The organism is uncultured Paenibacillus sp. (assembly GCF_963515335.1).
Lineage (GTDB): Bacteria > Bacillota > Bacilli > Paenibacillales > Paenibacillaceae > Paenibacillus_I.
In genome coordinates this window covers 74,289-98,420 of the sequence record NZ_CAUPYC010000001.1, presented here as the reverse complement: position 1 = coordinate 98,420, position 24,132 = coordinate 74,289, and the positions used below count along the sequence as shown (strand labels likewise).

Genomic DNA, 24,132 nt, shown 5'->3' with positions numbered 1-24,132 from the left:
TGAATGGATAAAGGGAAAGTGTATTTGGTCGGAGCCGGTCCGGGCGATCCGAAGCTGATTACGGTCCGCGGACTGGAATGCATCGGCAGGAGCGATGCCATCGTTTATGACAGGCTTGCCAGTCCGCGGCTGTTGAAGCATGCGAAGCCGGGAGCGGAACGGATCTACGTCGGGAAGCTGCCCGACCGCCACACGATGAATCAGGAGGAGATCAACCGGCTGCTCGTCGATTTGGCCTTGCAGGGCAAAACGGTCACGCGGCTGAAGGGCGGCGACCCGACGATATTCGGCCGCGTGGGGGAGGAAGCCGAGCTGCTCCAGGAGCATGGCGTCGAATTCGAGATCGTGCCGGGCATCTCATCCGCGATCGCCGTACCGGCCTACGCGGGCATCCCCGTGACGCACCGGGATCTGGCATCATCCCTGTCTATCATTACGGGGCACGAGAGTCCCGAGAAGCTCGACCTTTCCATCCATTGGGACAAAGTGACGAATGCGACCGGCACGCTCGTCTTTCTGATGGGTGTCGCCAAGATTGGCTACATCAGCGAGCAGCTGATCAAGCACGGCAAACCGCCGGAGACGCCCGTAGCGCTTGTGCGCTGGGGCACCCGCGTCGAGCAGCGGACGCTTACCGGCACGCTCGCCGATATCGAACGGAAGGTAAAGGAGGCCGATTTCAAGCCGCCTGCCGTCATCGTCGTCGGCGATGTCGTCCGCCAGCGGGAGAAGCTGATGTGGTACGAGAAAAAACCGCTGTTCGGCACGCGGGTGCTGGTTACCCGGGCGCGCGCCCAGGCCAGCGAGCTTGCCGGCCGGATCGACGATTTGGGCGGCGAGCCGGTCGAATTCCCGGTCATCGAAACGCGCGAGCCGGCGGGTGACGAGGCGCAAAGAAGGATCGGACTGGCACTCGAATCGGCCGAGGATTACGAGTGGCTGATGTTCACCAGCATCAACGGCGTCGATTATTTTTTCCGTTGGCTGGCACGGCTGGGCGTCGACATCCGGCGATTCCACAAGGCGCGCATTTGCGCGGTCGGACCGGCGACGGCGGAGGCGCTCGCCTCGCGCGGCTTGCGGGTCGATGTGCTGCCCGCGGCTTATCGGGCGGAAGGCATGCTGGACGCCGTCAAGGATGCGGTACGGCCGGGCAGCCGGGCGCTGCTGCCGCGCGGCGACCTCGCGCGGGCGACGTTGCCGGCCGAGCTGAGGCGGTACGGTGTCGAGCCGGTCGAGATCGACGTGTACGAAACGGTCATGGCCGATTCGGACGATTCTGACGTGCTGGAGCTGCTGGAGAAGGGAGCCGTGCACGTCGTGACCTTCACGAGCTCGTCGACCGTCGTGAACCTGCTCGAACGGCTGAGGAAGCTCGGGGTGAAACAACCGGCTGCGCTGCTTGAAGGCGCGGATATTGCTTGCATCGGTCCGGTCACGGCGCAGACGGCGCGGGAAGCGGGCCTGAACGTGACGGTTATGCCGGCGGATGCGACCATCGACGGGCTTATTGCGGCGATCGCGGCCAGAAGGGCCGGAGGCTGAGCATGAAACGTGTCCCCGTTTAAGCCGGGTGTTGTTGGATGGATGGATGGATGGGAAAGGGATCGCAATGCCAATTTACCGGCAGGTTTCCAGTTATTTGCTCCGGGATATTCACCAAGATGGGAGAGAAGCATCATGAGCTATCCGATCGTGCGCAATCGGCGGCTGCGGCATACCGCCGCGCTGCGCAGCCTCGTGCGGGAAACCGTATTGACGGCTGATGATTTGATCTATCCGGTATTCGTCACTTGCGGAACCGGCGTGAAGGAAGAAATCCCGTCGATGCCGGGCGTGTATCATTTCTCGCTCGACCGGCTGGAGGCGGAGATCCGCCGCGTGACGGCTTCCGGCGTGAAGGCCGTGCTGCTGTTCGGCGTGCCGGAGCATAAGGACGCCGAAGGCACCTCGGCGTACGATCCGAACGGCATCGTACAGGAAGCCGCCCGGGCGGTCAAAAGCTGGGCGCCCGAGCTGCTCGTTGTGGCCGATACCTGCCTGTGCCAATTTACCGATCACGGTCATTGCGGCGTCGTGCATGTTCGCGAATCGGGCGCGGCGAGCGTCGACAACGACGCATCGCTCCGGCTGCTGGTGAAAACCGCCGTATCGCAGGCGGAGGCCGGCGCCGACGTCATTGCGCCGTCCAATATGATGGACGGTTTCGTGTACGCGATCCGGTCCGGCCTCGACGAGGCCGGCTTCGAGCATATCCCGATCCTGTCGTATTCGGTCAAATACGCATCGGCGTTCTACGGTCCGTTCCGGGATGCGGCCCATTCCGCCCCGCAGTTCGGCGACCGCAAGACGTATCAGATGGATCCGGCGAACGTCCGGGAAGCGATGCGCGAAGCGGAATCCGATGTTGCAGAAGGCGCGGACATGCTGATGGTTAAGCCGGGACTGGCTTATTTGGACGTGCTGCGCGCCCTGAAGGAGAACTTCGATCTTCCGGTAGCCGTCTACAACGTCAGCGCGGAATACTCGATGGTGAAGGCCGCCGCGGCCAACGGATGGATCGACGAGCGCGCAATCGTGCTCGAGCTGCTTACCGGGATGAAGCGAGCCGGTGCGGACCTGATCATTACGTATCACGCGGTGGACGCCGCCAATTGGCTGGCGGGAAAGTAGTTTCCCCCGCCCCCGAACAACATAAAAAGGCCTCTCCGAACCTTAAGGTCGAAGCGGCCGCGCTCGAAGGCCGGGCATGCGGCGTCGTCAGTTGCGAAGCTTGGACAGGTCCAGCGTGTATTCGTTCATGCCGAGCCGCAGCAGGCCGCGCTCCTCGACGTCGCGGAGGACATCGGCCAGAACGGACTTCTGAACGCCCGCCATCTGGGCCAGCTCATCGAAGTTCAGCGGCATTTTGATCGTAATATATTGGCCGTTTCGCGCGCCGTGCCGGTTCGCCAGCAGGATCAGGTTTTTGACGACGCGCGTCCGGGAATCGAGGAAGGTCAGGTCGTGCACGTGCTGGTTCGTATCGCGAAGCCGCTGGCAAAGCTCGGCCATAATCCGGCGGGTAATTTCGAAGTGCTTGCGCAGCAGCTCGTGAAAAGGCTCCTCCGCAACGAGCAGCACCGTCGTCTGCTCCAGCGTGCGGGCGGAGGCCGACCGCGGTCGGCCGTCGAGCAGAGACAGCTCTCCGAAGCTGTCGCCGCCCTGCATGAGCGAGAGCACCTTCTCCTCGCCGCTCGCGCCGCGTGTGAAAATTTTGATGGAGCCTTTCAGAATGACGTAAAAAGCGGCGCCGTAATCCTTTTCGTGAAAAAGGATGGTGCCCGCCGCCAGCGTCTGCCTGTGGGCAATCGACAAAATGTCGTTCAGATGCCCGTCGTCCAGGCTCTCGAACAGGGATACGTTTCTTAACAGCTCGAGCATCGTTCTACCTCTTTGTATAAGTATGGTACCGTCAGTTTAACACACCGCGCGGGCAGGAAAAAGATAGGAGTGACAAATAATGGTCGAAAACAGTCGGAATCGCTCGGATGCGCGTTCCCGGGAATCATTCGAACGGGCGAAGCGCGTCATTCCCGGGGGCGTGAACAGTCCTGTCCGGGCATTCAAATCGGTCGGGCTGACGCCGGTTTATGTCGAACGGGGCGAGGGCGCCCGGATTTACGATATCGACGGCAATTCCTATATCGATTATGTCGGATCCTGGGGGCCGCTTATTATGGGCCATGCCCATCCGGAGGTCGTGGAGGCGCTGAAAAAGACGGCGGAGAAAGGGACGAGCTTCGGCGCGCCGACGGAAATGGAGACGCTGATGGCCGAGCTGGTTGCAGGCCGCGTGCCGTCCGTTGAAGTCGTGCGAATGGTCAACTCCGGCACGGAGGCGACGATGAGCGCGCTTCGCCTTGCGCGGGGCTATACGAAGCGCAGCAAAATCCTCAAGTTCGAAGGCTCCTATCACGGCCACGCGGACAGCCTGCTGATCAAGGCCGGCTCCGGCGTCGCCACGCTCGGCCTGCCCGACAGCCCGGGCGTGCCGGAGAGCATCGCCTCCCATACGATCACGGTGCCTTACAATGACCTCGAATCGGTCAAGCTGGCGTTCGAGCGGTTCGGCGAGGAGATCGCCTGCGTCATCGTCGAGCCGGTAGCCGGCAATATGGGCGTTGTGCCGCCGCTGCCGGGTTTTCTGCAGGGCCTGAAGGACGTTACGGAGCGGTACGGCAGCCTGCTTGTTTTCGACGAGGTGATGACGGGCTTCCGGGTGCATTACCATTGCGCGCAAGGCCTGTACGGCGTGACGCCGGACCTGACCTGCCTGGGCAAGGTGATCGGCGGAGGGCTGCCTGTCGGCGCATACGGCGGCCGCCGGGACATTATGGAGATGATGGCGCCAAGCGGCCCGATCTATCAGGCGGGCACGCTGTCCGGCAATCCGCTCGCGATGGCCGCCGGCTACACGACGCTGAAACTTTTGAAGCCGGAAACGTACGAGCTGCTCGAGCGGCTTTCCGTCCGACTGCAAGCGGGCTTCGAGGATAATGCGCAGAGGCGCGGCGTTCCGTCCACGATCAATCGGGTCGGCTCGATGGTGTGCCCGTTTTTCACGGAGGCGACGGTCATCAATTACGAAACGGCGAAGCGTGCCGACCTGAACCGGTTCAAGACGTACTTTGCAAGCATGCTGGATTTGGGGGTCAGCGTTGCGCCTTCCCAGTTCGAGGGCATGTTCGTATCCGCCGTCCATACCGAAGCCGATATCGATTTCACGATCGCCGCGCATGATGAAGCGCTGGGCAGGCTGTAGAAACGGCGAAGGTGCGAAGGAGCGAAGAAACGATGGACGCAGGCGGCATGCTTCAGCCTGGGCCTGGGCTTGGGCTTGATCGGGCGCAGCGCGCGGGCGAATGGCTCGTCGTGCCTCTGCCCGATCCTCTGCCGGAATTCCTTGCGGCCGGCAGCCATCCGCACCGTGTGCGGCAATGGCTGCTGGCCCTTGCCGTATTTCCGGACAAGTGGGTGAATCGGCTTTTCTCGGTCGGCGGCTTGAAAATGGACGGCGGCCGGCTGTGGCTGCAAGCTTTTCCGAAGGCGGGGTTGGGCCGGCATGAGTGGGCTGCGGAGCCGTCGGGAAGCGGCAGCGGCGCTTCGGCCGACGTTCTGTTCGAGGACGACTGGTGCCTTGTGCTGAACAAGCCGGCCGGCATGGCGGTTCATCCTTCCCGTCCCGGACACCGCGGCACGCTGGACGAATCAGCCTTAAGGCATTGTCTGGCGACCGGGCAGGACGCTCCGGTCCGCCATATCCACCGGCTGGACGACGACACCTCGGGGCCTGTGCTGTATGCCAAAAACGATCTGGCCCAGTTGCGCCTGGATGAGGCGATGCGCCGGAAAGCGATCGACCGGCGATACCTGGCGCTCGTTAACGGCGTGCCGCGGCGGCGCAAAGGTACGATCGACGCGCCGATCGGCCGTGACCGGCACCACGGCTCGCGCCGCCGGATCGCGCCGGCCGGAGAGACCGCCGTCACGCATTACGAGACGTTGGCGGCGGGAGAAGGCGCTGCGCTTGTGCGCGTGACGCTGGAAACCGGACGCACCCACCAGATTCGCGTCCATTTCAGCCATATCGGCCATCCGCTGATCGGCGACACGCTGTACGGCGCGCCCGCGGAGCCGTTGCTGCGCCATCAGGCGCTGCACGGCGAACGCCTCATTTTTCCGCATCCTTGGACCGGGACGGAAACGGCGATTGCATGTCCGCTTCCCGGTTGGTTTGCGGACCTGTCAACACGGCTCGGCCTTGTGACAAAATAGTCATGCTATCCTTCCCCTTCCCATATAGATAGGTATTGAACGATACCGAACGTATCGGCATACGAGTATCGGAAGGGAGGATGGGCCGTGTTCCAACCATCGGACGGATTGCGTTTTGACGTATATGAACGCGTGCATTTGCCGCAGGACGTCGCGGATATCCACGAGCTGGAGGAAATCGAGCTGACGCCGTATATTCAGGCCGTGCAGCAAGGCGAGCAGGTGCTTCTGAGGGGGCAGCTGCTGCTAAGCGGTGTGTACAGTTCGCAAGGGGGAGACGACGGCGCGCGCGAGCTCGAGCATTTCATTCCCGTCGAAATTACGCTTCCGGTCAATCGGGTGAACCGATTGGAGGATATTACGGTGGAGGTCGACAATTTCGACGTGGATCTGTTATCCGCCCGCACGCTCAATATTACGGGCGTGCTGTCGCTGAAGGGAGTCGAGGCAAGGGGCGGCGAGCCGTCGCCGGCCTATGCCTGGGGCGATGAGCCGTTCACGGTCGTGCATCGGCGGGATTCGGAGGCGGAGGCGGAGGCGGAGACGCAGGCTTCCGAACAATCGGAATCCCCGGAGGCCTCGGCGGGCGTGGCGGGCGCGAATGCCTTTGAGGGCCGGGAGAGCCCGGAATGGGCGGAGGCTTCGGAAAGGGCGAGGCGTTCGCAGGAGGCGAAAGGCTTCGGGGACATTGCAGGCTTCGGCAGGATCGAAGGCGCGGAAGACTTGGGTGCGAAGAGCGCGGCGGCAGGCGCTCCGCACAGGCACGAAGCCGTGAGCGCGGCGAATGCATTCGCTCCGGATGAGCTTAAAGCTCGGGCGGCCGACTCTGCGCCGTCGTTCGTGCCGGTTGAGGCCGAAGACGCTGATGCTCCCGCTTCGGCCGCGCCGCGCCAAGCCGAGCAGCCCGAGGCGCCGCCAAACCGGGCGGCCGAGCCTCCGGCCGCGGCAGCCGGCTGGCATGCGTTCGCCAGCGCGGATTCGGCCGTTCCGTCTCCGGTCGGCCGCACGCAGCAGAACGGCGAGCCGGAGGCCTGGGAAGCCGACATCGACACGGCGCGGTTTTCCGGCTACCATGAAGCGTTCGGCTCGGCGGCGGACGAGTTCGCGCTGCCGGAACCGGCAGGGCCCGAGCCCATCAAGGCCGAGATGCGAATTGCTTTCGGCGCCGCCCGCGGGACGAGCGAGCCGGCGGCCGTAGAGCCGGTCGGCCTGAGCTCCCTTTTGCATGCCGGCCGACGGGAGCAGGAGGCAAGGCAGTCGGCGGAGCAGGAACAGGCGATGCAGCAGGCGGAGCGGGAGATCCGGCAGCCGCCCGGCGACGACATCGTGTGGCAGAACCTGTTCCTCGGCAAGCAGCAGGATGACCACGAATTTCGCAAGCTTCGCTTGTGCATCGTCCAGCGGGACGAAACGCTGGAGACGATCGCCGGGCGCTACCAGCTCAATCCCCGCGAAATCGTGCTGTACAACCGGCTTTCGGCGAACAACGTGTCGGAAGGTCAAGTGCTCATGATTCCGTAAAGCCGTTACGTGATGCGCTTTGAGCCAAAAATCCTTGTTTAAAGGGTTTTTGGCTTTTTCTCGTCCCCGCAGCAAACGTACGCATCTTTCCGCATTCATTCATAACGGCAGGCTACCGACTCCTCTTGTCTAATATTGACGGCGGGGGATAAGATCGGTATGATAGGTAATAATGAAATTGGAAGATGCATGAACGACGATGAAAGGGAAGAGTACGCAGCCGTGCCTTCAGAGAGCGGGACCGTTACGCTGAGAGGTCCTGCAGGATCAGCCGCTGCTACGGGTCGCCCCGGAGTTGCCTCCTTGAGCGGTTCGTCCGCGAGGGCGGGGCCGGCTTGCAGCCGTTATCAGCCCCAAGTGTCGCACGCGCCTGCGCCTGCGAAATAAAGGTGGTACCACGGAAGCTCAGCCTTTCGTCCTTTGCGGACGGAAGGTTTTTTTGGCTTTTGCGGGATCCCCGAAACGCCATATCGCAAGTTGATTCTTTTTTACCGTTTCAATCGAATGGGCAACCGCCCATTGTCATAATTGGAGGTATACAGGGATAATGACGGAAACGAACCGCACGACAGAAATGCCGACGACTTACGATCCGAAGGCGGCGGAGCGCAAATGGTACGACTTTTGGATGGAAGGCCGTTATTTTGAAGCGGGCAAACGGCCGGACGCCGACACCTACACGATCGTCATTCCGCCGCCGAACGTAACCGGCATGCTGCATATCGGGCATGCGCTCGATTTTACGCTGCAGGACATCATGGTCCGGACGAAAAGAATGCAGGGCTACGACGCGCTGTGGCTGCCCGGCTCCGACCACGCGGGGATTGCGACGCAAACCAAGGTCGAGCAGAAGCTGCGCGAGGAAGGATTGTCCCGCTACGACCTCGGACGGGAAAAGTTTCTGGAGAAGGTTTGGGAGTGGAAGGAGCATTACGCGGGCTCGATCCATGAGCAATGGGCCAAAATGGGCTTCTCCCTCGATTATTCGCGCGAGCGGTTCACGCTGGACGAAGGTCTCTCCCGCGCCGTTCGCGAGGTATTCGTCCGGCTGTACGACAAGGGACTGATCTACCGCGGCAAAAAAATCATCAACTGGGATCCGACGGCCCGCACGGCGCTGTCGGACATCGAAGTCGAGTACAAGGAAGTGCAAGGCGCGCTTTACCATTTGCAGTATCCGCTGAAGGAAGGCGGCGGCTACATCACGGTCGCGACCACGCGGCCGGAAACGATGCTGGGCGATACGGCGGTGGCCGTGCATCCGGAGGATGAGCGATACAAGCACCTGATCGGCCAATCGCTCGTGCTGCCCGTGCTGGGGCGCGAAATTCCGATTATTGCCGATGGGTATGTCGACAAGGAGTTCGGCAGCGGCGCGGTGAAGATTACCCCGGCGCACGATCCGAACGATTTCGAGGTCGGCCTGCGCCACGAGCTTCCGCAGATTGTTGTGATGGATGAAACCGGCACGATGAATGAGCAGGCAGGTCCGTACCAAGGGCTGGATCGCGCCGAGTGCCGCAAACGGATCGTGAAGGATTTGCAGGAACAGGGCGTTTGCGTCCGCATCGAGGAGCACGTCCACCAGGTCGGCCACAGCGAGCGCTCCGGCGCCGTCGTCGAGCCGTATTTGTCCACGCAATGGTTCGTGTCGATGAAGCCGCTCGCGGCGAAAGCGATCGAGGCGCAGAAATCCGGAGAAGGCGTAAATTTCGTGCCGGACCGTTTCGAGAAAATCTATCTGCACTGGATCGAGAACGTCCGCGATTGGTGCATCTCCCGCCAGCTGTGGTGGGGCCACCGGATTCCGGCTTGGTATTGCGATGCATGCGGCGGGATGCATGTCTCCCGAGAGGATATGGCGGCCTGCCCGTCCTGCGGCGGGGAGCTTCGCCAGGATGAGGATGTGCTGGACACGTGGTTCAGCTCGGCGCTCTGGCCGTTCTCGACGCTCGGGTGGCCGGAGGACAGCGGGGACATGAAGCGGTTCTACCCGACCGATGTGCTCGTCACCGGCTACGATATCATTTATTTCTGGGTTGCCCGGATGATCTTCACGGCGCTGGAATTTACGGACCGCATTCCGTTCAAGGACGTTCTCATTCACGGTCTCGTCCGCGACGCGGAGGGACGGAAAATGTCCAAATCGCTCGGCAACGGCGTGGACCCGCTCGACGTGATCGAGCAATACGGCGCCGATGCGATGCGCTTCATGATCTCGACGGGCAGCACGCCGGGACAGGATCTGCGCTTCCGCTGGGAGAAGGTTGAGCAATCGCGCAACTTTGCGAACAAAATCTGGAACGCGTCGCGTTTCGCCCTGATGAATCTGGAAGGCGTAACGGCGGCCGACATCGACATCCGGGTGCCGCTCGGAACGGCCGACAAGTGGATCCTGCACCGGCTGAACGAAACCGTGCGCGACGTCACGCGCTTGATCGACGGCTACGAGTTCGGCGAAACCGGCCGCCTGCTCTACAATTTTATATGGGACGATCTTTGCGACTGGTATATTGAGTTCGCCAAGCTGAACCTGTACGGCGGGGATGAGGCCGCGAAGCGCGCGACGCAGTCGGTGCTGGCTTACGTGCTCGACCGGACGCAGCGGCTGATCCATCCGTTCATGCCGTTCATCAGCGAGGAGATCTGGCAGCATCTCCCGCACGAAGGCGAGACGATCGCGCTTGCGCCTTGGCCGGTTTACGACCCGGCGCTCGAATCGCCGGAGGCGGTGCGCGAAATGGAGCTCCTGATGGACATGATCCGCGCGGTGCGCAATATCCGTGCCGAGGTCAATGTGCCGATGAGCAAAAAGATCGAGCTGCTTGTGAACGCCTCGGGCGAGGCGGAGCTTGCCATATTGAACCGCAACGAGGAGTTCGTACGGCGGTTCTGCGGCACCTCGAGACTTGAGATCGGCCGGGGGCTGCCGGCTCCCGACAAAGCGATGTCCGCGATCGTGACCGGCGCCGAGCTGTACCTTCCGCTCGCCGGCTTGATCGATATTTCGCAGGAGATCGCCCGTTTGGAGAAGGAGCTTCAGACGCTGAACGGCGAAGTGGAGCGGGTGGAGAAAAAGCTGGCCAACGAAGGTTTCGTCGCGAAGGCGCCGGTCAAGGTCATCGAGGAAGAGAAAGCGAAGATGAAGGATTACGCGGACAAACGCGATAAAGTGCTGGCCCGCATCGCCGAGCTTCGCGGTTAAGGCGTGATGCGCGCACCCGAAGCCCGGCAATGAGATCAGGCATGGAACGGAAAGAAGGTCGTCTATGAACAGGGAACAATGCGGGGCCGGCGCGGCTCCGCTCCAATCTTACGAGGAAGCGCGGAAATGGATCGAAGGGCTGGTGCCCTTCGGCATCCGTCCCGGGCTGGAGCGGATGGAGGCGCTGCTTGAGGCGTTCGGTCACCCCGAGCGCCGCTTGAAGTTCATCCACGTGGCGGGCACGAACGGCAAGGGCTCGGTATGCGCCTATTTGACATCGGTGCTGATCAAGTGCGGGTATGACGTCGGCACGTTCACGTCGCCGTATATCACCAAATTCACGAACCGGTTCCAGTATAACGGCGAGGATATTCCGGAGCAAGCGGTGCTGGCGCTCGCGCGCGAGATCAAGCCGCATGTCGAGGCGATGGCGGCGACCGGGCTCGGCTCGCCGACGATGTTCGAGGTATCGACCTTGCTGGCCATCCTCTATTTCGGGAAGGCGGCTTTTCCCGATTACGTCGTCTGGGAAACCGGGCTCGGCGGTCGTCTGGACGTGACGAACGTCGTAACGCCGGTCGTCTCGGTCATTACGAATGTCGGCCACGATCATATGGACATTCTCGGGGATACGCTCGAGCAGGTCGCCCGGGAGAAGGCAGGCATCATCAAGCCCGGGGTGCCGGTCGTCAGCGCGGTGGCGCAGCCCGAGGCCGCCTCCGTCATCCGGGATGCGGCCGCCGCGCACCGCTCTACGCTGTACCTGATGGGCGAGCAGTTTCGCGAATCCCCGCTCGCGGTTAAGGAAAATGAACAAACCTTCCGGTTCGAGGGGCTGTTCCGGACGATCGAGCCGCTGACCGTGACGCTGAACGGCGCCCACCAGCGAGCCAACGCGGCGGTGGCGGTCATGACGCTTGAGGTGCTGAGGCAGTATTATGCGCTGATCGTCGAAGACGAGGATCTGCAGGCCGGGTTGCGGGAAGCGCGTTGGCCCGGCCGTCTGGAGACGGTCAGCCGCGAGCCCCGGATCGTGCTTGACGGCGCGCATAATCCGGAAGGCATGGAGACGCTGGCCGCCGCGATCCGCGATACGTATTCCTACGGGAAGCTGCATGTCATGATCGGCATGCTGGCGAATAAGAATCATCGCGATACTCTGCGGCATATACTACCTCTAGTGGATACCCTGATCGTAACCGAGCCCGATTTCCGCAAAAAGTTGGCTGCCGACGAGCTGGGCGCCATGTCCGCCGAAGCGGCCCGCCGTCCGGCGGACATTACGGTCGAGCCGGATTGGCGCAAAGCGCTCGAGCTGCTGCGGCGCCGGACCGAACCGGGCGATTTGGCGGTCGTAACCGGCACGCTTTACCTGATCGCGGACGTTCGTTCCCGTCTGCTCTACAATACGGATTCTGAAAAAGGTTGGTGAAGCGCGAGTTGAACACGGCAGAACACGTTCATTTCATCGGTATCGGCGGCTACGGGATGAGCGCCATCGCCAGGGTGATGCTGGAGATGGGCTATAAGGTATCCGGCTCCGACGTCGCGAGGCAGGAGCTGACGGAGAAGCTTTCGGCCAAAGGGGCCCAGATTTATATCGGTCATGAAGCGAAGCATGTGAACGGCGCCAATCTCGTCGTCTATTCGACGGCGCTGTCCACAGATAACGTGGAACGCCGGGCGGCGGAAGCGTTGAACATACCGGTCATCCATCGCGCCCAGATGCTGGCTCGGCTCATGAATGCCGGCAAAGGCATCGCGGTTGCGGGCGCGCACGGCAAGACGACGACGTCTTCCATGATCGCGCTTGTGATGGAGGCTTGCGGGCTCGACCCGACTTATATTATCGGCGGCGAGATCGTGAACGTCGGGACGAACGCCAGAGCCGGCAAAGGCGAATATGTGGTCGCCGAAGCCGACGAGAGCGACGGCTCCTTCCTGCAATATCATCCGTCCGTTGCGATCGTGACCAACATAGAGGCCGATCATCTGGAAAACTACGACGGCGATTTCAATAAACTGAAAGCGGCGTACGTCCGGTTCCTCGAGCAGGTGAAGCCGGCCGGCAAAGCGATCGTCTGCGCGGATGACGAGAACGTCCGCGAGCTGCTGCTCCAGGTTTCGGGCGGCGGCGAGATCGTCACCTATGCGATCGACGCGGACGCCGATTATCGGGCAACGGACATCCAGTTGGGCGACCGCAAGGTGTCGTTCCAGGTCAATCGACGGGGAACGGCTCTTGGCCGCATCGAGCTGTCCGTGCCCGGCAAGCATAATGTCAGCAACGCCCTTGCCACCGTGATCACTTGTCTCGAGGCGGGGGTGCCGTTCGCTTCGATCGCCGAAGCGATCCGTTCGTTCCGCGGCGCCAAAAGGCGTTTCCAAGTGCTGGGCGAAGTGAACGGCATGCTGGTGATCGACGATTACGCGCATCACCCGACCGAGATCCAGGCGACGATTCTGGCGGCGAAGGCGACCGGCAAACGGATTATCGCGGTGTTTCAGCCGCAGCGCTACACGCGCACGTTTTTTCTGCTGGATCAGTTCAGCCGCGCTTTCTCCGATGCGGACGAGGTCGTCATTACCGACATCTATTCCCCGGCGGGCGAGAAGCGGATCGAAGGCGTCACCGCGAGCAAGCTGGTTGAAATGATCGTCGCCAACAGCAACGGGAATACCGTCTACAAGCCGACGAAGGATGATGTGCTCGGCTATTTGTCCGGGCGCGTCGCCCCCGGAGATCTTGTGATTACGATGGGAGCCGGGGATATATGGAAGGTGGCGGACGCGCTCGCGCGCAAGCTGCGGGAGCGGTATCCGGAGCAGGCTTAAGGCGCCGCCGGCAATAAAGGGGCCTCCGGTCCGTCGTCCGTCGGATGACGGCTCCGGGGGCTTTTTGCCGTGCGGCAAAAACATAAATCTCTCATTCACTTCATAGAGTAGAACTATATGAACCGGAGAAGGAGAGAGATCAAATGAACCCGAAAGCGCGCATCACATACCGATTCGAGAAGGAAACCGGCGGGGCGCGGCGCGAGCCGTCCGATAAACCGGAACGAGGCCCGGCTTCCGCAGGCAAGGTGGTGCCGTTCTTCCGCGAGGAAATGCGTTTCGCGGCGGATGTCTCCCCTTGGAACAGCCCGTTTCAGGACGACCCCTTTGCGCTTGAACGGCTTATTCGGGAAACGGATGCGGACAGTGCGGGCCGGCCCAAGCAACGACGGGCCGAAGCGCCCTTGCCGATAGACGAAGCGCCGCTTCATAAGCGGCAGGGCGACAGGACGGAGCGGACGACCCTGGAAACGGACGCCGCGCCGGTGCCGGCGGCCGTGCAAATTCCGCTCGGCGAGGCTGCGCTAACGAAGGGCGGTTCCGAGGCGTCGGCGCGGCGCTCGGACGAATCGGACGAACCGGACGAACGGGACGGTCTGGACGACAGGCGGTACATGGAAGCGTTCGCGGATTACAGCGAGCGGCTGTCGGAGCCTTTTGCCCCGCCCGTCTACGAGGCCGACAGTAAAGGCTACACCGGATTTGTCGTAGAGCGCCGGCGCGACGGAGGGCCGTCGTGGCTCAAGGTATTCGCCTCGGTCGCCGGAGCCCTCCTGACAGGAGCGTTGTTCGGTTATGTTGTGCTCTCGTTGTTTGCGGGCGAACCGGCGCTGCCCGCGGCGGACGGGACAGCCGCAAATCAAGCGTCCCCTTCCCCGTCTTCGCCTTCGCCGTCTGAGGACGGGAAGGGACCGGCCGACGCGCCGGCGGTCCCGGCTTCCGGCGGAAGCGGCGGGCAGGCTGCGGCGGCGGATTTGCCGGAACGTAAATATACGATGCTGCAATACGGTGTATTCAGCAATGGGGAGGGCATGAAAGCGGCGATGGAGGAGTTGCGGTCGAAAGGCTACGCGGCCTCCGCGGACACCTCCGAAGGCTATCGGGTATACGCCGGCCTGGCTGCCGATCCGAAGGAAGCGGCGGCCCTCGGGGAGGCGTTGGCGGGCGTGGAGGTATACCGGAAAGAAATCGCGGTCGAAGCCGTTGCCGGCTTTCCTTTTAACGGAAAGGGCGGGGATGCGGTCCGTTTTTTCGACGATACCGATCGATTGATTCGCGCGTTAGGCGGTCTCACGGCCGGCTTGCTGGCCGCGGAGCAGCCCGAGCCTATGGGTGTCGACGAAGCGAAAGCCTGGAAGGAAGCGATGGGGCAGTGGTCGCGATCGACCGTTGTTTTCCGGCAAGGTGTGTCCGCGGACGACAAGCTTTATCTGGATCGTTTGGACCAGTCCATAGGGACGGCTTCCGCGGCGGTGGAGGATTACGAAAAGAGCGTATCGTCCGAGCGCTTGCGTAACGCGCAGACGGCCCTCATGGAAGCGGTATTCGTCCAAAAGGAATGGATGGGGCGCTTTTGACGCATTGTAAACGGGATGCATCCCACGTATAATATAGGGCAGGGTGTCAAAAAAAGGCGAGGGACGTTGGATGATGAAGAAAAATGCGTGGATTCTCATGCTTTTTATCCTGATCGGCCTCGTAGCCGGCGCGCTTGGGGCCAGATGGCTGAAGCGGGTGCCCGGCGCATCGTTTTTAACGGATACGGCGCAGCTTGCCTGGTCGCCCAAAGCCGATCTGCTCGTTCTCAGCTTTGATTTCTCGCTGCGTATCGACATCAGCTTGCTCAGCATCGTCGGCGCGATCGCAGCCATCTGGCTCTACCGCAAGCTGTAAGGCGGAAACGAGTATGGAATAGGAGTTGGCCGCAAAGTGAACGAATCGGCATATGTGACGGAACGGACGGCGCAGAGAATCGTCATGGCTTCCTCCTCGCCGAGAAGGCGCGAGCTCATACAGTCGCTCGGATTGCGGCTGCCGGTCGTGATCCTGTCGTCCGAGGCGGACGAGAGCACGCCGGCGGATTGGACGCCGCCGCAGATCGTCGAAGCGCTCGCGCTGCGCAAGGCGCGTGCGGTGAAGGAGATGCTGGAACGCTCGCAGGAGGATGACCGCACGCCCGCCGTCGTAATAGGAGCCGACACGATCGTCGTGCTCGACGGCGAGATAATGGGCAAGCCCCGGGACGAACACGAGGCCGCCGGCATGCTGGGCCGGTTGCAAGGGCGGACGCACGAGGTTTATACGGGCGTCGCGCTTGTCTCGACCCCGGGCGGCCGCGAGGCGGTCGCGCATGGCATGACCCGCGTACATATGAAGCCGCTCGATCCGGCACGGATCGGACGTTATGTCGCTTCGGGGGAGCCGGCGGACAAGGCGGGTGCTTACGCCATCCAGGGATTGGGCGCTACCCTGATCGATCGTATCGAAGGCGATTATTTCAATGTGGTCGGCTTGCCCTTGTCCCTATTGTCCGAGCTGCTGGGCGAGTTCGGCATTGACGTGATTTGACGAAAGCATCCAATCGAAAAGGCGGAAACGGACATGGATACGCAAACGTTGATTTTGCGCGATGTCCCCCGGGAAGACCGACCGAGAGAGCGCATGATGGCCTATGGGGCAGACGCACTTAGCCACGCCGAGCTTCTGGCGATACTGGTGAGAACCGGAACCCGAAGCGAGTCGGCCGTACATTTGGCCTCCCGCATCCTGCAGGCATGCGGGGGGCTTCGCGGTTTGGTCGATATGAGCATTGAAGAGCTGACGGAGATTCGCGGCATCGGGCCGGCCAAGGCCGTTCAGCTCAGGGCCGGCATGGAGCTCGGCCGCCGCCTTGCGCAAAGCCGCTCCGAGGAGCGTTATACGATCCGCCGGCCGCAGGATGCGGCGGACTACATGATGGAATCGATGCGGTATTTGAAAAAGGAGCATTTCGTCTGTCTGTTTCTGAATACGAAAAATCACGTGATCGGGCGCGAAACGCTGTCCGTCGGAACGCTCAATGCGTCGCTCGTGCATCCGCGCGAGGTGTTCCGCGCCGCGATCAAATGCAGCAGCGCCTCGATCGTTTGCCTGCACAACCATCCGAGCGGCGATCCGGCCCCCAGTCCGGAAGACGTTTCGTTGACGAAACGCCTGTGCGAGGCCGGCGATCTGGTCGGCATCGATGTGCTGGATCATATTGTCATCGGCGATGGCAGGTTTATCAGTTTGAAGGAACAAGGTCTGATGTAATATAATAAGTAGGATTGTCTGATCGAGAGAAGGGAGTTTAACGAATGTTCGGAGGCTTCACAAAAGATTTGGGTATCGACCTGGGTACGGCGAATACCCTTGTTTATGTCAGAGGTAAAGGCATTGTCGTCAGGGAACCGTCCGTGGTTGCCCTGCGTACCGATACGAAAACGATCGAAGCGGTAGGCGAGCAAGCGAAAAAAATGATCGGCCGGACGCCGGGCAACATCCGCGCGATTCGTCCGATGAAGGACGGCGTCATTGCCGATTTCGACACGACCGCCACGATGATCAAATATTTTATCCGGCAGGCGCAGAAGCAGCGAGCGCTGTTTCCGCGCCATCCGAACGTGATGGTCTGCGTGCCGTCCGGCATTACGGCCGTCGAGAAACGCGCCGTCGAGGACGCGACGAAGCAGGCCGGCGCGCGGGAGGCTTACACGATTGAAGAGCCGTTCGCGGCGGCGATCGGAGCGGATCTTCCGGTATGGGAGCCGACCGGAAGCATGGTCGTCGACATCGGGGGCGGCACGACCGAGGTGGCCGTCATTTCGCTCGGGGGCATCGTCACGAGCCGTTCGATCCGGATCGCCGGCGACGAAATGGACGAAGCGATCATCCAATACATCAAGCGGATGTATAACCTGATGGTCGGCGAGCGGACAAGCGAGCAGCTGAAAATGGAGATCGGTTCGGCGCTGCCGCTGGACAAGACCGAATCGATTGAAATCCGGGGCCGCGACCTTGTCACGGGACTGCCCAAAACGATACCTGTCACATCCGACGAAATTACCGACGCGCTCACCGATACGGTGAACGCGATCGTCGACGCGGTGAAAGTCACCCTGGAGAAGTGCCCGCCCGAGCTGTCGGCGGACATCATGGACCGCGGCATCGTGCTGACCGGTGGCGGCGGGCTGCTTCGCAACCTGGACAAGCTGCTGGCGCGCGAGACGGGCATGCCGGTCATCGTAGCCGAGAATCCGCTCGATTGCGTGGCGATCGGCACCGGCCGGGCGCTTGAGAACATTCATTTGTTCAAGTCCAAGGGCGGCGGGTCGCGCAAGCGTTAATGCACCCGCGAGCGGGTGGAAAGTGAAATGGGCGGGTGAGCGAACTGTTTAACTTATTTCGAAACAAGCGACTGTTCGTTCTGATGATCGGCTTAATCGTCTTTATCGCCGTCATGGGGTTTTCGCTCGGCAAGCGAGAGAAGCTGTCTTGGCCCGAGAACTTCATCGGCGATACCGTTACGTTCGTACAGCAATGGTTTTACAAGCCCGCAGGATACATAGCGGGCTTGTTTGAGGATGTACGCACGATGCGCGATATCTATCAGGAGAATGAACAGCTGCGCATACTGGCTTCGCGGTATGCGAGGGACCGCATCACGTACAACTTTTTGCAGCAGGAGAACGAACGGCTGATGGACGCGCTCGATTTCACGGAACGTCAGAAAAACATGTACAAGTACAAATACGTCATCGCGCAGGTGGTTGCGGCGGACCTCGATCCGAACAACTTGGCCTTCAAGATTAATCTGGGTTCCACCGACGGCATCAAGCCGGACATGGCGGTCGTGTCGACCGACGGCCTGGTCGGACTCGTAAGCCGGGTATTTCCGCTCTATTCGACGGTCACGCCGATCACGCAGCTGAATCCGGATTCCCCCAATCCAAGGGCGATTTCGGCTACCGTGGTGGACAAGGAGGGGAAGTCGTTCGGCATCGTCGAAGACTATGATAAGGGGACCGGCATGCTGCTTATGAACCGGATCGCCGAGAACGATCCGCTTGCCGAAGGCGACGTGGTCATTACCTCGGGGTTGGGGAACGTCTTTCCGCGCGGGCTGGAGATCGGGACGGTGGAATCCCGTCAGGTGGGTGATTTCGGGTTGACGTACACGGCCGCGATTAAGCCTTCCGCCAAGCTGGACCGGCTGACCGAGGTGTTTGTCGTCATTCCGCCCGATACCGGAACGCCGGCGATTACGGGGCAGGATGAACGCACGGACGCGAACGCGGCGGATCAGCTTGAAGAAGCAGAGGGATTCGAGGAGTCCGGGCGATGAACGTAAGACTGGCCGTCTTTTTCATGTTTTTGCTGTTTATTGTGGAGAGCACCATTATTCCCTGGCTGATACCGGATGCTTTGTACGGCAGGCTGGTACCGCAGTTCGTATTCGTATTCGTCCTTTATGCCGCTTTATACACCGGCCGCCATACGGCACTTATGCTCGGATTAAGCTTCGGACTGCTGCAGGACATCGTTTTTTACGGAGATCTGCTTGGCGTACACGCGTTCGCGATGGGGCTCTGCGGCTATCTGACGGGGTTGCTGCTGGAACGCAGAAGAAGCCCGCTGCTGCTCGCCCTGTCGATTATCGGCTTTGCCGGTTTGCTGTATAATTCCGTAGTCTACCTGATTTATAAAGTATTCCGGATCACGCAAGAGCAGTACGCTTACGTTCTGATAGACTCCATCATGCCCAGCCTGTTTCTGCAGATCGGCTTCGCGCTGGCGGTATACATTCCGGCACGGCGCCTGTTCGAGGGCTCGGGGAAGCCGAATGCGGGACAGGAGGAATAACGGGCGGCCGGCAGGAATCGGCGGTGTCCGAACCGAATGGTATAGGGTGGAGGAGGGGAAGGCGTGACCGAGAAGCAGCACATAACGATCAAAGGCGTAAAAGAAGGTCTCGTGTTCCTGCTGGACGATAAGTGTGAGTTTTCCGAGCTGCTGGACGAGCTTCACTACAAGCTGGAGACCTCGCATCAGCAGCTGCTGACGGGCCCGCTCGTGCATGTGCAGGTCAAGATGGGCCGGCGGCAGGCAAGCGAAGAGCAGAAGGACCAGATCGTGAGCGCGATCCGCAAAAGGGGAAACCTGCTCGTCCAATCGGTGGATGCCGAGCAGGAGCACGCCGGCGATCAAGCGTCTGCGAAGGATGAGCTTAAGGTCCTGACCGGTATCGTCCGATCCGGCCAGACCGTCGAGCATGCGGGCCATCTGCTGCTGATGGGCGACTTGAACCCGGGCGGCACGCTGCTCTGCACGGGCGACATTTACGTGCTCGGCTCATTGCGCGGCATGGCGCATGCGGGAATCGGCGGACGTACGGACGTCATCATCGCCGCTTCGCAGCTGAAGCCGACGCAGCTTCGCATTGCCGACGTCATCAGCCGCCCGCCGGATGAGTGGATCACCGGCGATACCTGGATGGAATTCGCTTTTTTACAGGACGGGCAGATGAAAATCGACAAGCTGTCCGGCCTGTTTCGCATACGCAGGGATCCGATCGTGTTCAAAGGAGTGTAAAAGATGGGAGAAGCGATTGTCGTAACATCGGGGAAAGGCGGAGTCGGCAAAACGACGACTTCGGCGAATGTGGGAACCGCCCTCGCTTTGCACGGAAAGAAGGTCTGTATGGTTGATACGGATATCGGCCTGCGCAATCTGGATGTCGTCATGGGCCTCGAAAACCGGATTATCTACGATTTGATCGATGTGGCAGACGGCCGCTGCCGCCTCAACCAGGCGCTCGTCAAGGACAAACGGTTCGACGAGCTGTATATGCTCCCCGCCGCCCAGACGAAGGACAAGAACGACGTATCGCCGGAGCAGGTCAGGGACATCGTGCTCGAGCTGAAGAAGGATTTCGATTTCGTCATTATCGATTGCCCGGCGGGCATCGAGCAGGGCTTCCGCAATGCGGTAGCTGGGGCCGATCGGGCGATCGTGGTCACGACGCCGGAGAATGCGGCGGTGCGCGATGCGGACCGCATTATCGGTTTGCTGGAACAATCCCATATCCCCGCGCGTCTGGTCATTAACCGGATACGCCAGAATATGGTGAAGAGCGGGGAAATGCTCGACATCGACGAGATTTGCCAGGTGCTCGCCATCGATCTGCTCGGCATTGTGCCCGACGACGAGAAGGTGATCAAGGCCGCCAACAGCGGCGAGCCGACGGTCATGGATCCATCCTCCCGCGCCGCGATCGCCTACCGCAACATAGGACGGCGGATTCTGGGCGACAAGGTGCCGCTCATGCAGCTCGACGACAAAGCGGGCATGTTCCAGCGTTTCCGCAAGTTTCTGGGAATAGGATGAATGCATCGTGTTGAACAAATTAAAAAAATTGGATTGGGGCATGCTCCTGATCCTTGCTTTGTTTATGGTGATGAGCACGCTGCTCGTCCGGAGCGCCACCTACGGCAACCCGGAGTACCCCAACTATGATCTGAAGCAGCTCGTTTTTTACGCGGCGGGCTTCGTGGTAGCCATCTGTTCGACGCTGTTCGATTACCGGCTTTTTCTGAAGGGCTGGTACGTGCTGTACGGCATAGGCGTCGGGCTGCTGGTGCTGGTCTATTTCGCAGGGGACAAAATCAACGGGGCGAGGAGCTGGTTCACGCTGCCGGGCGGGCTCCTGTCGTTCCAGCCGGCTGAGTTCATGAAGATTCTCCTCATCATTACCATTGCGGTGCTGATCGGACGAAGGCAGGGCGACCGGCTGTCTTTTACAAGCGATCTGCTGCCGATAGCCGCCTTTTCCATGCTCCCGTTCATGCTCGTTATGATCCAGCCCGATCTCGGGAACGCGATCATCTACGTCGTCATTGTCCTGGGCATGCTGTGGATCGGCAACGTCAGGTACACGCACGTGCTGATCGGGCTGACCGTGGTTGTAGGCGCGCTCGTGTTGTTCGTCAGCCTGTTCAATACGTTCAATACCGAGATCAAGGACTATTTGACCTCACAAGAAAAAGAGCACTGGTACGCGAGAATCAACACGTATATCAACCCGGAGACCGCCTCGGACAAAGATAAATACCAGTCGGAGAAATCGCTCATTGCGATCGGATCGGGCGGGTTGACCGGCGACGGCTATATGGAGGGCGATTCCAAGAACCGGCGGTTTATTCCGTACCCGTATTCCGACTCGATCTTCGTCGTGATCGGCGAAGAGTTCGGTTTTCAAGGTTCGGCCGTATTGCTGCTGCTGTACTTCCTGCTTATTTACCGAATGATCCTGATCGCTTTTCAATGCTACGATTTGAAGGGCTCGTTCATCATCATCGGCATCGTGTCGATGTTCGTGTTTCAGATCTTCGAGAATATCGGGATGATGATCGGCATCATGCCGATTACCGGCATTACGCTGCCGTTCATCAGCTATGGCGGCACGTCGCTGCTGCTCAATATGCTGAGTATCGGCCTCGTCTTCAGCATCAAGGCGCATCAGGAGAAATACGAGTTGGATTAACGCGAAAGGCGCCGTTGCCCGGATCGGGCAGCGGCGCCTTTTTGCGGCCGGGCCGGCTTGTTTTTTTGCTCCGGGCCGGCCGTCGTTTCGCGTTATCCCAACAACCGCAGCAGAACGACTCCGCCGAAGGCGAGAATCATGCCGATCAGCTCCGGCTGCGAGAACGATTCCTTGACGATCAGTCGGGTGTAAAGCAGAATGACGATCACGTTCAAGGCGACGACCGCGGACACTAGCCCGGTTACGCCGAGCTCGAACGCGTACAGGATCAGCACCATGCCGACGGTGTTCGTGATGCCCACCAGCATGCCGACGCCGAATGTTTTGCCGAGCGGCCAGCCTGCCGAGCGTTCGGAGCGCCCGTCCCGTTCGCCCCGTCCGGCCTGTTTGCCTTGCTCCCGCAGCCAGGAGGCCATGAACAGCAGCGTGCCGGTCGCGAACATGAAGAAAAGCGTCGGGAACGTATCGGCGCCGAGCAGCGTCGACCATTTGCCGGACACGTCGTTCAAGCCGAAAAAGATCGTGGCGAGCAAGCCCCATTTGGCGCCCTCCAGCCGGCCGAGCGAGGCCGCGCCCGTAAAGCGGACAAGCAGGACGCCCGACACGATGACGACGAAGGCGACCAGCTGCCAAGCGGTCAACCTTTCGCCCCATATGAGAAACGTAAGCGTCACGACAACGACCGAGGGCAGCGCGGTCAGAATCGCCACGATCGACGCTTTCCCCGACGCAAAGCCGCGAAACATCGAGTCATTCGCCAGAAACGACCACAATCCCATCAGGACACCTACCATCGCAGACGGCGTCCAGCGTTCGCCGGCGGCCAAGCCGACCAGCAGACTGAACAGGCAGCCGGTGAAAAAGACGCCGCCGAGCAGCAGATTGCGGTTAATCGGCTTTTGCGAGGTCCAGTGGTAGAGGACGCCCCGCGTGCCGAAAGCGACGGCCGACAACGAGGCGAATAACAGCCACATGCGGTTCGTTCGCCCTTAAGGAAGCTTCGTGCCGCGCGACGCGGTATACAGTTCATACCACTCGTCACGGCTAAGCTCGATTTGCCCGGCGGCGCCGCAGTTGCGGATCCGCTGAGGATCGGACGTGCCGATAACCGGCTGAATGCCGGCGGGGTGGCGCATCAGCCATGCGAGCACAATCGCCTCGCGCGTCGTGTTTTTCCGCTCCGCCAGCGCTGCCACCAGCGCCGCCGTCTCTTGGACGTTGGACGGCTGGCCTTCCAGGGAAGCGCCGCTCAGCAGGCCTTTGGCAAGCGGGCTCCATGCCTGAAGCTGAATGTTCTCCAGCCGGCAGAACTCGAGCGTCCCCTCCGGGAAAATGCCGTCCTTGCCCGCAGTTTGATTGATGTGAATCCCTTGGTCGATGAAATCCGTGTAAAGCAAATTCATTTCCAACTGGTTCGCCACGATCGGCGATTTGCAATACGCCTGGAGCAGCTTGATTTGGCCCGCTCCCATATTGGACACGCCGAAATGTCTCACCTTGCCGGCTTCCGTCAGGCGTTCGAACGCTTCCGCCACCTCTTCCGGTTCAACGAGCGCGTCGGGACGGTGCAGCAGCAGAATGTCGATGTACTCGACGCCGAGGCGCTCCAGTATCCCGTCCACGCTTGCGAGGATATGCGATTTCGAGAAATCGAACTGATGCGGCTTGCCCGGTCCGCGTTCAAAGCGGATGCCGCACTTGGACTGCAGGATGAGCTTGTCCCGCAGGCCGGGCTTCTCCTTCAACACCGTTCCGAACGTTTGCTCCGCCTTGCCCATCGTATAAATGTCCGCATGGTCGTACATATTGATGCCGACCTCCAGCGCGGCTTCGACCGCTTCCCGCGCCTGCTTCTCATGTGCGGCCGTGATCGGCTCGCTGTTCCAGCCGCCGCCCAGCGGCATGCAGCCGAGCACGAGCCGGCTGGCCTGCAGGCCTCTGCGATGCAGAGGAATCGTTGTAGCCATTCGTTTGTTCCCTCCCGTAATCGTGTAGTTGCATCCATACCTCTCCATTATAAGGTTTTCGCGGCTGCAACATAAGTAGTGAAATGAACATTACGTAGTTCGCTGCGGTATAGCAGGCGGCATAATTGCTTGTCTTATGTCATAGGCATAGGACAAAGGGCTGCCCGGACGAGCGAGGCGGCTGCGGAAAAAGCGGCTGCGGGCGGCGATACGGCTGCGGGCAGCGA

21 protein-coding genes are annotated in these 24,132 nt (G+C 60.9%); 18 read left to right on the top strand and 3 right to left on the bottom strand.

Annotation, left to right across the window (positions count from 1 at the left end):
- The first annotated feature begins 3 nt into the window (after positions 1-3).
- Both cobA and hemB read left to right on the top strand, forming a co-directional pair.
- Complete coding sequence (gene cobA / locus RWM61_RS00450; protein WP_313996108.1) at positions 4-1,545, top strand: uroporphyrinogen-III C-methyltransferase; 1,542 nt, start codon at positions 4-6, stop codon at positions 1,543-1,545.
- Between the two features lie 135 nt (positions 1,546-1,680).
- Complete coding sequence (gene hemB, locus RWM61_RS00445) at positions 1,681-2,673, top strand: porphobilinogen synthase (protein ID WP_313996106.1); 993 nt, start codon at positions 1,681-1,683, stop codon at positions 2,671-2,673.
- 87 nt (positions 2,674-2,760) lie between these two features.
- Here the strand turns inward: hemB and RWM61_RS00440 are convergent, their stop codons facing one another.
- Positions 2,761-3,423 (bottom strand): Crp/Fnr family transcriptional regulator, encoded by a 663-nt coding sequence (locus tag RWM61_RS00440; RefSeq protein ID WP_313996103.1) that lies wholly within the window; start codon positions 3,421-3,423, stop codon positions 2,761-2,763.
- 79 nt (positions 3,424-3,502) lie between these two features.
- Here RWM61_RS00440 and hemL point away from each other — a divergent pair, with 79 nt between their 5' ends.
- From hemL to RWM61_RS00360, 16 genes are all read left to right on the top strand, one after another.
- The gene (hemL, locus tag RWM61_RS00435; protein ID WP_313996100.1) at positions 3,503-4,804 is read left to right on the top strand and encodes a glutamate-1-semialdehyde 2,1-aminomutase; all 1,302 of its coding nucleotides are present in this window, start codon (positions 3,503-3,505) and stop codon (positions 4,802-4,804) included.
- Positions 4,805-4,836: 32 nt separating this feature from the next.
- Positions 4,837-5,817 (top strand): RluA family pseudouridine synthase, encoded by a 981-nt coding sequence (locus RWM61_RS00430; RefSeq protein ID WP_313996097.1) that lies wholly within the window; start codon positions 4,837-4,839, stop codon positions 5,815-5,817.
- Between the two features lie 87 nt (positions 5,818-5,904).
- The gene (locus RWM61_RS00425) at positions 5,905-7,338 is read left to right on the top strand and encodes a LysM peptidoglycan-binding domain-containing protein (RefSeq protein ID WP_313996094.1); all 1,434 of its coding nucleotides are present in this window, start codon (positions 5,905-5,907) and stop codon (positions 7,336-7,338) included.
- A 547-nt stretch (positions 7,339-7,885) separates the two neighbouring features.
- Entirely contained in the window at positions 7,886-10,543 is a 2,658-nt protein-coding gene (locus RWM61_RS00420) for a valine--tRNA ligase (RefSeq protein WP_313996092.1), read from the top strand.
- A gap of 64 nt (positions 10,544-10,607) precedes the next feature.
- The gene (locus RWM61_RS00415) at positions 10,608-11,975 is read left to right on the top strand and encodes a folylpolyglutamate synthase/dihydrofolate synthase family protein (protein ID WP_313996089.1); all 1,368 of its coding nucleotides are present in this window, start codon (positions 10,608-10,610) and stop codon (positions 11,973-11,975) included.
- An 8-nt stretch (positions 11,976-11,983) separates the two neighbouring features.
- Complete coding sequence (murC, locus tag RWM61_RS00410) at positions 11,984-13,378, top strand: UDP-N-acetylmuramate--L-alanine ligase (RefSeq protein WP_313996086.1); 1,395 nt, start codon at positions 11,984-11,986, stop codon at positions 13,376-13,378.
- A gap of 143 nt (positions 13,379-13,521) precedes the next feature.
- Entirely contained in the window at positions 13,522-14,955 is a 1,434-nt protein-coding gene (locus RWM61_RS00405; protein ID WP_313996084.1) for an SPOR domain-containing protein, read from the top strand.
- A gap of 70 nt (positions 14,956-15,025) precedes the next feature.
- Entirely contained in the window at positions 15,026-15,271 is a 246-nt protein-coding gene (locus RWM61_RS00400; RefSeq protein ID WP_313996081.1) for a DUF4321 domain-containing protein, read from the top strand.
- Between the two features lie 54 nt (positions 15,272-15,325).
- On the top strand, positions 15,326-15,946 hold the full coding sequence (locus RWM61_RS00395) for a Maf family protein (protein ID WP_313996375.1): 621 nt from the start codon (positions 15,326-15,328) through the stop codon (positions 15,944-15,946).
- Between the two features lie 33 nt (positions 15,947-15,979).
- Positions 15,980-16,669: a DNA repair protein RadC gene (gene radC / locus RWM61_RS00390; protein ID WP_313996078.1), complete on the top strand. Its 690-nt coding sequence runs from the start codon at positions 15,980-15,982 to the stop codon at positions 16,667-16,669.
- Positions 16,670-16,713: 44 nt separating this feature from the next.
- Positions 16,714-17,742, top strand: coding sequence for a rod shape-determining protein (locus RWM61_RS00385; protein ID WP_313996075.1), 1,029 nt, complete (start codon positions 16,714-16,716; stop codon positions 17,740-17,742).
- 35 nt (positions 17,743-17,777) lie between these two features.
- Complete coding sequence (mreC, locus tag RWM61_RS00380) at positions 17,778-18,740, top strand: rod shape-determining protein MreC (protein ID WP_313996072.1); 963 nt, start codon at positions 17,778-17,780, stop codon at positions 18,738-18,740.
- Positions 18,737-19,258, top strand: coding sequence for a rod shape-determining protein MreD (gene mreD / locus RWM61_RS00375; protein WP_313996069.1), 522 nt, complete (start codon positions 18,737-18,739; stop codon positions 19,256-19,258). Before mreC ends, mreD begins: the two co-directional genes overlap by 4 nt.
- Before the next feature lie 63 nt (positions 19,259-19,321).
- On the top strand, positions 19,322-19,987 hold the full coding sequence (locus RWM61_RS00370; protein ID WP_313996066.1) for a septum site-determining protein MinC: 666 nt from the start codon (positions 19,322-19,324) through the stop codon (positions 19,985-19,987).
- Positions 19,988-19,990: 3 nt separating this feature from the next.
- Complete coding sequence (gene minD, locus RWM61_RS00365) at positions 19,991-20,782, top strand: septum site-determining protein MinD (RefSeq protein ID WP_313996063.1); 792 nt, start codon at positions 19,991-19,993, stop codon at positions 20,780-20,782.
- A 7-nt stretch (positions 20,783-20,789) separates the two neighbouring features.
- Positions 20,790-21,938, top strand: coding sequence for an FtsW/RodA/SpoVE family cell cycle protein (locus tag RWM61_RS00360; protein ID WP_313996060.1), 1,149 nt, complete (start codon positions 20,790-20,792; stop codon positions 21,936-21,938).
- Positions 21,939-22,030: 92 nt separating this feature from the next.
- On the opposite strand, the gene RWM61_RS00355 is transcribed toward RWM61_RS00360, so the two are convergent.
- Both RWM61_RS00355 and RWM61_RS00350 read right to left on the bottom strand, forming a co-directional pair.
- Positions 22,031-22,912, bottom strand: coding sequence for an EamA family transporter (locus RWM61_RS00355; RefSeq protein ID WP_313996057.1), 882 nt, complete (start codon positions 22,910-22,912; stop codon positions 22,031-22,033).
- 15 nt (positions 22,913-22,927) lie between these two features.
- Complete coding sequence (locus RWM61_RS00350; RefSeq protein WP_313996054.1) at positions 22,928-23,905, bottom strand: aldo/keto reductase; 978 nt, start codon at positions 23,903-23,905, stop codon at positions 22,928-22,930.
- Positions 23,906-24,132 lie beyond the last annotated feature (227 nt).

Excerpts from the sequence above, each read along its gene's own strand:
- mreD (WP_313996069.1), top strand. The coding sequence starts at position 18,737 with ATGAACGTAAGACTGGCCGTCTTTTTCATGTTTTTGCTGTTTATTGTG.
- RWM61_RS00355 (WP_313996057.1), bottom strand. The coding sequence starts at position 22,912 with ATGTGGCTGTTATTCGCCTCGTTGTCGGCCGTCGCTTTCGGCACGCGG.
- radC (WP_313996078.1), top strand. The coding sequence starts at position 15,980 with ATGGATACGCAAACGTTGATTTTGCGCGATGTCCCCCGGGAAGACCGA.
- hemL (WP_313996100.1), top strand. The coding sequence starts at position 3,503 with ATGGTCGAAAACAGTCGGAATCGCTCGGATGCGCGTTCCCGGGAATCA.
- hemB (WP_313996106.1), top strand. The coding sequence starts at position 1,681 with ATGAGCTATCCGATCGTGCGCAATCGGCGGCTGCGGCATACCGCCGCG.
- RWM61_RS00415 (WP_313996089.1), top strand. The coding sequence starts at position 10,608 with ATGAACAGGGAACAATGCGGGGCCGGCGCGGCTCCGCTCCAATCTTAC.
- RWM61_RS00350 (WP_313996054.1), bottom strand. The coding sequence starts at position 23,905 with ATGGCTACAACGATTCCTCTGCATCGCAGAGGCCTGCAGGCCAGCCGG.
- RWM61_RS00400 (WP_313996081.1), top strand. The coding sequence starts at position 15,026 with ATGATGAAGAAAAATGCGTGGATTCTCATGCTTTTTATCCTGATCGGC.
- RWM61_RS00440 (WP_313996103.1), bottom strand. The coding sequence starts at position 3,423 with ATGCTCGAGCTGTTAAGAAACGTATCCCTGTTCGAGAGCCTGGACGAC.
- RWM61_RS00405 (WP_313996084.1), top strand. The coding sequence starts at position 13,522 with ATGAACCCGAAAGCGCGCATCACATACCGATTCGAGAAGGAAACCGGC.
- cobA (WP_313996108.1), top strand. The coding sequence starts at position 4 with ATGGATAAAGGGAAAGTGTATTTGGTCGGAGCCGGTCCGGGCGATCCG.
- minD (WP_313996063.1), top strand. The coding sequence starts at position 19,991 with ATGGGAGAAGCGATTGTCGTAACATCGGGGAAAGGCGGAGTCGGCAAA.
- RWM61_RS00385 (WP_313996075.1), top strand. The coding sequence starts at position 16,714 with ATGTTCGGAGGCTTCACAAAAGATTTGGGTATCGACCTGGGTACGGCG.
- RWM61_RS00430 (WP_313996097.1), top strand. The coding sequence starts at position 4,837 with ATGGACGCAGGCGGCATGCTTCAGCCTGGGCCTGGGCTTGGGCTTGAT.
- RWM61_RS00420 (WP_313996092.1), top strand. The coding sequence starts at position 7,886 with ATGACGGAAACGAACCGCACGACAGAAATGCCGACGACTTACGATCCG.